Source organism: Nocardioides sp. P5_C9_2 (genome assembly GCF_054049555.1).
Genome location: NZ_JBFUMD010000072.1, coordinates 1 through 10981, shown reverse-complemented (window position 1 = coordinate 10981; position 10981 = coordinate 1). Strand labels below are relative to the sequence as shown.

The 10981-nt window shown below is 72.3% G+C and carries 11 protein-coding genes and 1 pseudogene; 7 read left to right on the top strand and 5 right to left on the bottom strand.

Annotated features, from left to right (window positions below; all coding sequences use genetic code 11):
- From ACXJKL_RS05705 to ACXJKL_RS05690, 4 genes are all read left to right on the top strand, one after another.
- On the top strand, nucleotides 1–903 hold a 903-nt coding region (locus tag ACXJKL_RS05705), incomplete at its 5' end, for an ABC transporter ATP-binding protein (RefSeq protein WP_457206092.1).
- Nucleotides 903–1787 carry an ABC transporter permease gene (locus tag ACXJKL_RS05700; RefSeq protein WP_457206091.1) on the top strand — a complete coding sequence of 295 codons (885 nt, stop codon included), beginning with the start codon at nucleotides 903–905 and terminating at the stop codon, nucleotides 1785–1787. The genes ACXJKL_RS05705 and ACXJKL_RS05700, both read left to right, overlap by 1 nt.
- A gap of 5 nt (nucleotides 1788–1792) precedes the next feature.
- A complete protein-coding gene (locus ACXJKL_RS05695) occupies nucleotides 1793–2587 on the top strand; it encodes a hypothetical protein (protein ID WP_457206090.1) in 795 nt (264 codons plus the stop codon).
- A gap of 72 nt (nucleotides 2588–2659) precedes the next feature.
- Nucleotides 2660–3598 (top strand): DUF1353 domain-containing protein, encoded by a 939-nt coding sequence (locus tag ACXJKL_RS05690; RefSeq protein ID WP_457206089.1) that lies wholly within the window; start codon nucleotides 2660–2662, stop codon nucleotides 3596–3598.
- Here ACXJKL_RS05690 and ACXJKL_RS05685 read toward each other — a convergent pair.
- The gene (locus tag ACXJKL_RS05685) at nucleotides 3585–3962 is read right to left on the bottom strand and encodes a hypothetical protein (RefSeq protein ID WP_457206088.1); all 378 of its coding nucleotides are present in this window, start codon (nucleotides 3960–3962) and stop codon (nucleotides 3585–3587) included. The genes ACXJKL_RS05690 and ACXJKL_RS05685 overlap by 14 nt on opposite strands.
- Nucleotides 3963–4080: 118 nt before the next feature.
- Nucleotides 4081–4824: a PAQR family membrane homeostasis protein TrhA gene (gene trhA, locus ACXJKL_RS05680; protein ID WP_457206087.1), complete on the bottom strand. Its 744-nt coding sequence runs from the start codon at nucleotides 4822–4824 to the stop codon at nucleotides 4081–4083.
- A gap of 199 nt (nucleotides 4825–5023) precedes the next feature.
- Here trhA and ACXJKL_RS05675 point away from each other — a divergent pair, with 199 nt between their 5' ends.
- The 3 genes from ACXJKL_RS05675 to ACXJKL_RS05665 all read left to right on the top strand — a co-directional run bounded on the left by ACXJKL_RS05675 (nucleotide 5024) and on the right by ACXJKL_RS05665 (nucleotide 8459).
- Entirely contained in the window at nucleotides 5024–5803 is a 780-nt protein-coding gene (locus tag ACXJKL_RS05675; protein WP_457206086.1) for an isoprenyl transferase, read from the top strand.
- Between the two features lie 215 nt (nucleotides 5804–6018).
- Entirely contained in the window at nucleotides 6019–7338 is a 1320-nt protein-coding gene (locus ACXJKL_RS05670) for a PhoH family protein (RefSeq protein ID WP_457206085.1), read from the top strand.
- 416 nt (nucleotides 7339–7754) lie between these two features.
- On the top strand, nucleotides 7755–8459 hold the full coding sequence (locus tag ACXJKL_RS05665) for an aggregation-promoting factor C-terminal-like domain-containing protein (RefSeq protein ID WP_457206084.1): 705 nt from the start codon (nucleotides 7755–7757) through the stop codon (nucleotides 8457–8459).
- Nucleotides 8460–8486: 27 nt separating this feature from the next.
- Here ACXJKL_RS05665 and ACXJKL_RS05660 read toward each other — a convergent pair whose 3' ends face one another.
- The 3 genes and pseudogenes from ACXJKL_RS05660 to ACXJKL_RS05650 all read right to left on the bottom strand — a co-directional run.
- Nucleotides 8487–9182: a class I SAM-dependent methyltransferase gene (locus ACXJKL_RS05660; protein ID WP_457206093.1), complete on the bottom strand. Its 696-nt coding sequence runs from the start codon at nucleotides 9180–9182 to the stop codon at nucleotides 8487–8489.
- Nucleotides 9183–9187: 5 nt separating this feature from the next.
- On the bottom strand, nucleotides 9188–10570 hold the full coding sequence (locus tag ACXJKL_RS05655; RefSeq protein ID WP_457206083.1) for a class II fumarate hydratase: 1383 nt from the start codon (nucleotides 10568–10570) through the stop codon (nucleotides 9188–9190).
- Nucleotides 10571–10580: 10 nt separating this feature from the next.
- A pseudogene (locus ACXJKL_RS05650) lies at nucleotides 10581–10981 on the bottom strand (hypothetical protein); the annotation flags it as partial.

Sequence of the window (10981 nt, the reverse complement as noted above, 5' to 3'; positions counted from 1 at the left end):
GCGGTGGGAGTGACCAAGGACTACGGGTCGCTGCGCGCCGTGGACGACATCACCGTCAAGGTCGCGTCGGGGGAGGTGTACGGCGTGCTGGGGCCCAACGGTGCCGGCAAGACCACCTTCCTCCGGATGCTCTTCGGCCTCATCCGACCCGACGCCGGGACCCTGCGCGTCTTCGGGCGCACGTGGGAGGAGGACGGCATCGCCACCCTCGACGGGGTGGCGGGCTTCATCGAGAGCCCGCGCTTCTACCCCTACCTCACCGGTCGCCAGAACCTCGACGGCCTCGCCCTCCTCGACGCCGGGGCCGGGCACGACCGGATCGACGAGGTGCTCGACGTGGTCGAGCTCGGGGACCGGGCGGGGGACAAGGTGGGCGGATACTCCTACGGGATGCGCCAGCGGCTCGGCGTCGCGGCCAGCCTGCTGCGCGACCCCCGGCTCCTGGTGCTCGACGAGCCGGCCAACGGGCTCGACCCGGGGGGCATCCGCGACATGCGGGCGCTGGTCAAGCGGCTGGCCGACAGCGGCCTGACCGTGCTGCTGAGCTCGCACCACATGGACGAGGTCGAGGAGATCTGCGACAACGTCACGATCATGCGGCGCGGCACCGTGGCGTTCCACGGCACCATCGAGCACCTGCGCACGCTCGCACCGGATCCCGGCTACGCCCTGACGACGACGGACGACTCCCGCGCCATCGCGCTCGCGACCGGTACGCCGGCGGTCCGGGTGGCCCGCGACGAGGACGGTGGACTGGTGGTGATCGGCCGACAGCAGGCCGTGTCGGCGTACGTCGCCGCGCTGGTGCGAGCCGACGTCGCCCTGCTCTCCTTCACCCCCACCCGCACTCCGCTGCAGTCGCTGTTCTTCATGCTCACCGACGAGCCGGGCAGGGCCGCGTGATGGCCACCGCCACCGGCACGCCGACATCCCGATCGGCCTCCTCGCAGCCGGGTCGCGCCCGCTCCCGCACGGCCGGGGTGGGTGCAGCCCTGCGGTGGGAGGTGCGCAAGCTCCGCGCCCAGGTCCGCACGAAGGCCGTCCTGGCGCTGGCCGTGCTCGCCCCGATCCCGATCGTGCTCGTGATGCAGGGCCAGGCTCGACCGCCCAAGGACACGCTCTTCGGCCGGTTCGCCACCGACAACGGGTTCGCGCTCGCCCTCCTGGTCCTCGGGTTCGCCGGACAGTGGGTGCTGCCCCTGTTGACGGCCGTCGTCGCGGGGGACATCTTCGCCAGCGAGGACCAGCACGGCACCTGGAAGACCGTGCTCACCCGCTCCGCGAGCCGCGGCCGGATCTTCTGGGCCAAGACCATCGCCGCCTGCGGCTTCACCACCCTGGTGCTCGTCCTGCTCGGCGCCTCGACCATCGCGGCCAGCGTGCTCATCGTCGGCCACCAGCCCCTCACCGGCCTCACCGGCCAGACGATCCCGGCGGGCACCGCGCTCGGCCTGGTGGTGGCGAGCTGGGCGTCCGTGCTGCCGCCGATGCTGGCCTTCACCGCCCTGGCGCTGCTGCTCTCGGTGTGGTCCCGCAACCCCGCCGTCGGGATCGCAGCACCCGTGGTGATCGGGATGGTGCTCCAGCTCGTCGGCTCGGCCGGAGGCGTCGAGGCGGTCCGGCCCTTCCTGCTGAGCACCCCGTTCGAGGCCTGGCACGGGCTGCTGGCCCAGCCGCGCTTCACCGGTCCCCTCGTCGAGGGGGCCGTCACCAGTGGCGTGTGGGCGCTGCTGGCCCTCGTCACCGCGTACGTCGTCCTGCGCCGTCGCGACATCACCGGAGGTTGATCCCCATGCGTCGTACCGTCGTCGCCGTCCTCGCCGCGGTCCTGCTCCTCGCCGGACTCACCGTCGGTGCCCTCGCAGCGGGAGGCGGGAGCACGGTGACCCGGGCCCGCCTCGAGCGGTCGCTGCCTGCGACCTTCTCCCAACTCTACGTGCAGCAGGCGTCGCTGCTGGGCAGGCCGGGACTGACCCCGTCGTCGTTGCACGCCAGGGCCATGTGCGACAAGCACGGCCCGGACGTCGCCGACGTGGGTCCCGGCGCCGACTGGGTCTGCCTGATGAGCTGGGACGACCCGCAGGTGCCGATGCCCCCGGAGGGCTACGGCAAGTTCGAGGTCAACGTGCACAGCAACGACTGCTACACCGTCGGTAGCCCGACCAAGCTGACCGGCTACCTGACCCTGACCGGCGTCGAGGGCCGCGAGGTGACCAACCCGGTGTTCGAGTTCGACGGCTGCTTCGACCCCGCCGGCAGCAACGACCCCACCGGGGTCTCCTTCCCCTCCCTGGTCAGTGTCACGAGCACGACCGCGGCGACCGACGAGGCCGGGCACCCGTCCGTCCAGCTCGGGTGCGGCACCGGGGCCGACGGCTGCGCCGGCACCGTGGTCGCGACGGCGGGCCGCACGCGTCTGGGCTCCGTCCCGTACCGGGTGAAGGAGGAGGCCACCGCGACCCTGGCGTTCCCCGGCACCCTCCCACCGGGCGCGGCCGAGGTCACCTTCGCCGTGCGGCCCACCACCGGCGCCGGCCCGTCCTCGCCGTCGACGCTGCCCGTGCAGGGCGCGCCCGCCGGCTCCTGAGACCGGTGACGGGACGCCCCCACCCCCGGGCGTCCCGTCACCCCGGTCGGTGGTCGGTGCCACAGTGACCCCATGTCTCGGCGACAGCACGGCACGACCGGTGAGCAGGTGCGACCCCAGCCCCGGCGCTTCTACGACGGCGGGGTGCTGCCGGTCGGGGAACGGATCGGGCTTCCTCCCGACCCGGCCCATGACCCGCGGATCGTGCTGGAGCGCCACGACGAGACGGGTCTCGAGGTGTTCAGCCTGGAGCGGCGCATCGCCTACGACGACCGGCACGTCGGCGAGATCCTCGTCCCGGCCACGACCGACTTCCGCACCGACCTGACCTCGACGCCGGCGCTCTTCACCTGGCTGGTGCCCAAGACCGGCGCGCACCTGCCGGCGGCGCTGGTCCACGACGCGCTGGTCGCGGGCGGCGGCGACCCGTCGTACGACTCGACCCGGGGGCAGGTGATCGACCGGGTGGAGGCCGACCGGATCTTCCGCGACGCGATGGCCGACACCGGCACCGGCGTCGTCCGGCGCTGGATCGTCTGGTCGGCGGTCACCGCGGCGACGATCTTCGTCCCAGGCGGGCTCTCCGGACCGGGGTGGCCGCCGCTGCTGCGCTGGGCCCACCGGATCGGTGCGGGGGCGTCGATCGTCGCGATCCTCTACCTCGGCTACTGCGCCACCGGCGACCTGCTCGACCGGGACTGGCCGCTGGCCCGGGCGGTGCCGTGGATGGGCGACCGGCCGTGGTGGGAGGAGGTGCTCGGCGGCCTGTCCGGCGCCGTCGTGGTCCCGCTGCTGCTGAGCCTGCTGTGGGGCCGCTTCCGGATGGCCGGGACGATCGCCGGCGTGATGCTGGCGGTGCTGCTGCACGTCACGGTCGCCCTGGCGGTCATCTCGCTGGGCTACCAGATGGCCGAGCGCCTCGCCGCGCGTGTCCCGCGACTGGCCCGGGCGCTCGCCGTCACCGTGGCCTTCGGGGCCCTGGCGGTGTTCGGGTGGTTCACCCTCGCGTGAGACCGACCTCGGCCAGCCAGCGGGCGGCGAAGGTGCCCCGTGGCAGGTCCTGGGTGACGAGGCCGACGCCGGTGTGGAACGCCACGACCAGCAGGCCCAGCGCGCCGGCGCCGACGATCACGCCCCGCACCCGTTGCGGGACCCAGTCCCGGGCCGTCCGGGAGGCGTGGTGGGCGCGGTGCCACCAGCCGGCCACGGAGGCGGTGACGACGGCGGAGACGATGCTCGCGAGCACCGCGCCCAGGACGGTCCCCATGAGTCCCAGGCGGGAGCTCAGCACGGTCGCGGTCGCGGCGGCCACGGCGCCGCCGACCACCTGGGGCAGGGAGAGGTCGAGGGAGGGCTTCGGGCTGGAGTCGGTCATCACGTACCTGGGTCGGGGTCAAGCGTCCTGGGTACGACGCCCGGCGCGCGCGCGTTGTTCCCCCACGTGAGGCGGCTCACCCACGCCGTACGCGAGCAGGCAGGAGTGGAGCGGGCGCTCAGCGCAGGGCGTACGTCGCCACGGAGACGCCGACGTAGTGCGTCACGAAGGCCAGGATCGTGAAGGTGTGGAACACCTCGTGGAAGCCGAACCAGCGCGGCCACGGGTTGGGCCGCTTGGTGCCGTAGACGACACCGCCGATCGTGTAGAGCGCTCCGCCGGTCGCGATCAGGGCCATCACGGCGGTGCCGGTGCTCGGGCCGTACCGGTCCATGGCGCCGCTGATGAAGTCGCCGAAGAAGAACACCGGGGCCCAGCCGAGCGCCATGTAGATGGGGGCGGAGAGCCAGCGCGGGGCGCCCTTCCAGAAGACCTTCATGAAGACGCCCGCCAGCGCGCCGCCCCAGCAGACGGCGAGCATCGTCCACATGTCGCGGCCCTGGAGCAGCAGCAGTGCGAACGGCGTGCAGGAGCCGGCGATGAGCACGAAGATGTTGGAGTGGTCGAAGCGCTTGAGCATCGAGTGCGTGCCCGGGGACCAGGTGCCGCGGTGGTAGACCGCGGAGACGGTGAACAGGACGAGGGCGGACGCGGCGAACACGGCCGATCCGAGGCGGGTGGTGGCGTCGGGGGACAGCACGACCAGGACGATGCCCGCAGCGAGCGTGAGGGGGGCGGTGGCCAGGTGCAGCCAGCCTCGCAGGCGCGGCTTGACGTCGGCGATCGCTTCGTGGATCGCATCCGTCGCGCCGTCCACGCGCTCGTGGAGCCCGTCGAGCCGGTGGCGGATCACGTCGTTCATACCCCGAAACTACCGGTACGCACCGCAGACGTCACTCTGACGGGAACGGGCAACACCCCACGGGGGGAGTCTCACGCGATCTCGTGGACGTCCTGGACGGGTCAGGTGTCGTCGGCCCCGGGCATCGAGTCGTCGCCGGGCGGCGGGGCAGGGCTTGGTCGGGCACGGGCGACACCCTGGGCCCGGCTAGGATCGAGTGATGGCGAAGTGGAAGGACGCGGTGCGTCGGGTGCTCTACCCGGCCTACGAGCACCGGGTCGTCAAGTTCCTGCCGGCCGATCGCATCCCTGCGCACATCGGCGTCATGCTCGACGGCAACCGCCGCTGGGCCAAGGCCGTCGGCATGGACACGGCCGGGGGCTACCAGGCCGGTGCCGACAACATCTTCCCGCTCCTCGGCTGGTGCGAGGAGGTCGGCGTCAAGGTCGTCACGCTGTGGCTGCTGTCCAGCGACAACCTCACCAACCGCCCGCCCGAGCAGATGGCCGGGCTGCTGCAGATCATCGAGGGAGCGGTCGAGTCGCTCGCCGCCACCGGACGCTGGCGCATCCACCCGGTCGGGGCGCTCGACCTRCTCCCGGCCAGCACCGCGCAGAAGCTCAAGGCCGCCGACGACGCGACCCGCGACGTCGACGGGATCCTGGTCAACATCGCCGTCGGGTACGGCGGGCGCCGCGAGATCGCGGACGCCGTACGGTCGCTGCTCCAGGAGCACGCGGCCCGGGGCACCTCGCTCGAGGAGCTGGCCGACGTCATCGACGTCGACCACATCTCCGACCACCTGTACACCAAGGGCCAGCCCGATCCCGACCTCGTGATCCGCACCTCCGGCGAGCAGCGGCTCGGCGGCTTCCTGCTGTGGCAGTCCGCGCACTCGGAGTTCTACTTCTGCGAGGCGCTGTGGCCCGACTTCCGCCGCGTCGACTTCCTGCGGGCGATCCGTGCGTACGCCGAGCGCGAGCGCCGCTTCGGTTCCTGAGCCGCCGTCACACGGCGTTCACCCCGCGTTCTGGCGTGTCGCTCCGGAACGGCTTCGGGCCAGGCGTACTTTCGGCTCCATCAGCAGGTGGGGAAGCCGGCTGAATCGGGAGGCAGCTGTGGGAGTCACGCACCACTTCGAGGAGCCGTCCGGTCCATGAGTTGAACAGGACCGGGTGTGGTGCGTCGCGCCGGTCCGATAGGGGTAGGCACTCCGTGAGCTCGAACAAGCAGGTCAGCCAGAACCGCACGTATGTCCTCGACACCAGCGTCCTGCTGGCCGATCCCGGCGCCCTGCGTCGCTTCGCGGAGCACGAGGTCGTCCTCCCGGTGGTCGTCATCACCGAGCTCGAGGGCAAACGCCACCACCCGGAGCTCGGGTTCTTCGCGCGCTCGGCGCTGCGCAGCCTCGACGAGCTCCGCGTCCAGCACGGCCGCCTCGACGAGCCGGTCCCGGTGGGCGACGAGGGGGGCAGCGTGCGCGTCGAGCTCAACCACACCGACCCCACCTCGCTGCCGTCGGGCTTCCGGCTGGGTGACAACGACACGCGGATCCTCGCCGTCGCCCGCAACCTGGCCGACGAGGGACACCGGGTCACGCTCGTGTCCAAGGACCTGCCGCTGCGCATCAAGGCGTCCGCGGTGGGTCTCGACGCCGAGGAGTACCGCGCCGAGGCCATCAGCGACTCCGACACCGGCTACACCGGCATGGCCGAGCTCGAGGTCACGTCCAGCGAGCTCGACGAGCTGTACGACGACGGGGTCGTCGACCTGGCCGAGGCCCGCGGTCTGCCGTGCCACAACGGCCTCGTCCTGCTCTCCGACCGGGGTACGGCGCTGGGCCGGGTGGGTCCCGACAAGCAGGTGCACCTGGTGCGCGGGGACCGCGAGGCGTTCGGCATCCACGGTCGCTCCGCGGAGCAGCGGATCGCCCTGGAGATGCTGCTCGACCCCGAGGTCGGCATCGTGTCGCTGGGCGGTCGGGCCGGCACCGGCAAGTCGGCGCTGGCGCTGTGCGCGGGCCTCGAGGCCACCCTCGAGCGGGGCCTGCACAAGAAGGTCGTGGTCTTCCGGCCGCTCTTCGCCGTGGGCGGGCAGGAGCTCGGCTACCTGCCCGGCTCGGAGTCGGAGAAGATGTCGCCCTGGGGCCAGGCCGTGTTCGACACCCTCGGGGCGCTCACCACGCCCGACGTCATCGACGAGGTGATGGACCGCGGCATGCTCGAGGTGCTGCCGCTGACCCACATCCGTGGCCGGTCCCTGCACGACGCGTTCGTCATCGTCGACGAGGCCCAGTCGCTGGAGCGCAACGTGCTCCTCACGGTGCTGTCCCGGATCGGGGCCAACTCCAAGGTGGTGCTCACCCACGACGTCGCCCAGCGCGACAACCTCCGGGTCGGTCGCCACGACGGGATCGTGGCGGTGATCGACAAGCTCAAGGGCCACCCGCTCTTCGCACACGTGACCCTGACCCGGTCCGAGCGGTCGCCGATCGCGGCGCTCGTCACCGAGATGCTGGAGAACGTCACCCTCTGACGCACCTTGCACTGTCCGGTCGCACTCTGTCCGGTCGCACTCTGTCCGGTCGCACTCTGTCCGGTCGCACTCTGTCCGGTCGCACGGTCCGGCTCGCGCCCACGTCCCGGGCGCGAGCCGGACGTGTCTCCCGGAGACTCGACACCGTGGCCGCACCCCGTCCCCGGTACCCGCGCTGCGTGCGATCGATCACCACCACCCTCGACGCCTGGGGCTGGCGTGGCCGATGTGACTCCGGTGACGTGTGAGGCGGGGATCTGGTGGAAAGTGGGACGGGTTTGTCGGTTTGGTTTGCATGGGCTCCCGCACTCCTGCATGGTTGCTCGTGATCGTTTCGTGATCTGTACCCCTGTCGCACCTGTTCCCCCCACTTCTTGACAGGCTCGCGACATCGTCCTGCCCTCGACCCCCCCCCGGTGAGCTCCCCTGTGCCCCTGACGTCCGCGCTCAAGTCCGACCCGAAGCCCGAGAAGCACGTCCCGCGCCACCGTGCGCCCGGCAAGCACAAGGCCGGTCGCTCCTTCCCGGCCCGCCTCGTCCGCACCTCCGTGGTGCTGACCGGCGTCGCGGCCGCCGTGACCGGCGTGAGCGTCTCCGGAGGCGTGCTCGGCGCGTCGACCGGCACCGGTGCCGGCGACCTGGCGGCGGCTGCCGTGGGCGGGGTCACCGTGGCCTCCGCGGACTCGGACCCCAGTGCTCTCGAGCGCCGCGAGTCCGTCGTGCCCGTCTCGCGCTCGGACCGCCGTGGTGCCACGGACGCCACCAAGCGCGCTGCGTTGTCGGTCGCCGAGGGCCCGGCCGTCACCCGCACCGAGGACCTCTCCAGCGCCGACCCGCGCGACATCGCCCGGGCGCTGCTCCCGCAGTACGGCTTCGACTCCTCGCAGTTCTCCTGCCTCGACTCGCTCTACATGAGCGAGTCCGGCTGGCGCATCGACGCCGACAACCCCGGCTCCTCGGCGTACGGCATCCCGCAGGCGCTCACGCAGCTGCACGACCTCCCGGCCGACTACATGACCTCGGCCGAGACCCAGATCCGCTGGGGCCTGGGCTACATCCAGGACACCTACGGCACCCCCTGCAGCGCCTGGTCCTTCAAGGCCGGCAACGGCTGGTACTGAGCCCGACGGCTTGATCCGGGGTTTGCGTCAGCGGGCCTCGAAGACCGTGACCGCCCCGGCGTACTCGCGCTCGCCCGCGAACTCCGGCAGCACGAGGCCGTCGCCGGTCGAGTCCAGGTAGGCCTGGGCGCTCGCGTGGTCGGCGAAGACCGCCCGGGTCTCGAGGTCGTGGCGTCGCACGTCGGCGAAGCGGCGGCGCAGCACCGACTCGCCGGTCTCGCTGCTGAACTGGGTGCGCGGGGGTCGTCCGCCGGCGGCGCGGTGCAGGTCGGCGAGGTGGTCCTGGCCGTTGGTGACCGCGACGAAGGTGCCGCCCGGGCGCAGCACCCGGCGGACCTCGTTGAGGGCCCGCTCCAGGTCGCGCACGTGGTAGAGCATCCACCCGGCGTAGACGACGTCGAAGGACGCGTCGTCGAACGGCAGGTAGCAGATGTCGGCCCGGCGGGCGTCGACCCCGCGGGCCGCGGTGAGCTCGACGAGACGGGGTGAGAAGTCGGTGGCGACGAGCGTGACCCCGGGCAGGTCGTCGATCCGCTCGGCCATCGCTCCGGTGCCGCAGCCGACCTCGAGGACGTGGGCGTCACCGACCAGGGCGCGGTCGATCGCCCGCAGCGCCTCGGACTCGGGGTCCTGGCCGTCGGCGGTGGGCCGCCACACCGACCGGCGGGTCTCCAGCCGGTCCTCGGTGGCGTACTGGTCGCGCACGTGCGCGGGGTCGTCCATCTGGCTCACGGGTGCGTCATCCGTTCCACGTCGAGGGCGTCGTCCAGCTGCTGCTCGGTGAGGTCGCCGCGGTCGACGTACCCCATCGCGAGCACGGTCTCGCGGATCGTGGTGCCGTCCTTCATCGCCCGCTTGACGATCTTCGCCGCCTCCTCGTAGCCGAGGTGCTTGTTGAGGGGTGTCACGACCGACGGGGAGGACTCGGCATACGCGCGCATCCGGTCCACGTCGGCGGTGATGCCGTCGACGCAGCGCCGCGCGAGGAGCGTCGAGGAGGTGGACAGGAGCCGGACGGACTCCAACAGGTTGCGTGCCATCACCGGCATCATCACGTTGAGCTCGAAGCTGCCGGCGGCTCCGGCCCAGGCGACGGTGGCGTCGTTGCCGACCACCTGCGCGCACACCATGAGCGTGGCCTCGGGCAGCACCGGGTTGACCTTGCCGGGCATGATGCTCGACCCCGGCTGGAGGTCGGGGAGGTGGATCTCGGCGAGGCCCGTGGTGGGGCCCGAGGACATCCAGCGCAGGTCGTTGCAGATCTTGGTGAGGCCGACGGCACAGGTCCGCAGCGCCCCGCTGAGCTCGACGAGCGAGTCGCGGGTGCCCTGGGCCTCGAAGTGGTTGCGGGCCTCGGTGAACTCCTGGCCGGTGTCCGCGGCCAGCCGCTCGATCACGGCGGCGGCGAAGCCGGGCGGGGTGTTGATCCCGGTGCCGACCGCCGTGCCGCCCAGCGGCAGCTCGCGGACGCGGGGGAGGACCGCCTCGAGGCGCTCGGCGGCGTAGCGCACGGTGGCGGCGTACCCGCCCATCTCCTGGCCCAGCATCACCGGCGTCGCGTCCATGAGGTGGGTGCGCCCGGACTTGACCACGTCGGCGAACTCGACGGCCTTCGCCTCGAACGACGTGGCCAGCACGTCGAGCGCGGGCAGCAGGTCCTCCACGACGGCCAGCGTCGCGGCGACGTGGATCGAGGTCGGGAAGGTGTCGTTGCTGCTCTGCGAGGCGTTGACGTGGTCGTTGGGGTGGACCTCGACGCCCGCGCGGGCGGTGAGGGAGGCGAGCACCTCGTTGGTGTTCATGTTGGAGCTGGTGCCGGACCCCGTCTGGAAGACGTCGATCGGGAAGTGGTCGTCGTGCGCACCGGCGGCCACCTCGGCGGCGGCGGCGGCGATGGCCGCGGCCCGCTCCTCGGTGATGACGCCGAGCTCGCCGTTGACCCGGGCGGCGGCGCCCTTGACGAGCGCCAGGGCCTGGACGTGCCGGCGCTCCAGCCGGCTGCCGCTGATCGGGAAGTTGTCGATCGCGCGTTGGGTCTGGGCCCGCCACAGGGCGTCGACGGGGACCTCGACGTCGCCCATGGAGTCGTGCTCGGTGCGTGTCTGGCTCATGTGCTCGACGCTACCGCGGGTCCCGGGTGCCCTGTCCCCACCCCGAGGGACCGCGACGGGCCACGTAGAGGAAGTACTGCTCCGGGCGGTCCTGGAGCAGGACGTCGTACGCCCGCTCCTCGGCGGCCCCGAAGACGTCCTCGAGGGCCGTGAGCAGCTCGGGGGAGCGGGCCGCCGACCACACGACGAGCACCCCCCGGTCGTGGAGGACCTCGCGGCAGCGGGCCAGGAAGTCGCGGCCGTAGACGTCGGCGTTGCCGTCGTGCACGAGGTAGCCCGGGCCGTTGTCGACGTCGAGCAGCAGCAGGTCGTGGGTGTCACGGGCCTCCGCGATGGCCATCAGGATGTCGGCGTTGACGATCCGCACCCGCCGGTCGGCGAGCAGCGCCGGCCCGTGCGGCACCGTGCCGT

Coding starts and splice junctions, on each gene's coding strand:
- trhA (WP_457206087.1), bottom strand. CDS start 4,824: ATGAACGACGTGATCCGCCACCGGCTCGACGGGCTCCACGAGCGCGTG.
- ACXJKL_RS05690 (WP_457206089.1), top strand. CDS start 2,660: ATGTCTCGGCGACAGCACGGCACGACCGGTGAGCAGGTGCGACCCCAG.
- ACXJKL_RS05695 (WP_457206090.1), top strand. CDS start 1,793: ATGCGTCGTACCGTCGTCGCCGTCCTCGCCGCGGTCCTGCTCCTCGCC.
- ACXJKL_RS05660 (WP_457206093.1), bottom strand. CDS start 9,182: ATGGACGACCCCGCGCACGTGCGCGACCAGTACGCCACCGAGGACCGG.
- ACXJKL_RS05700 (WP_457206091.1), top strand. CDS start 903: ATGGCCACCGCCACCGGCACGCCGACATCCCGATCGGCCTCCTCGCAG.
- ACXJKL_RS05685 (WP_457206088.1), bottom strand. CDS start 3,962: ATGACCGACTCCAGCCCGAAGCCCTCCCTCGACCTCTCCCTGCCCCAG.
- ACXJKL_RS05655 (WP_457206083.1), bottom strand. CDS start 10,570: ATGAGCCAGACACGCACCGAGCACGACTCCATGGGCGACGTCGAGGTC.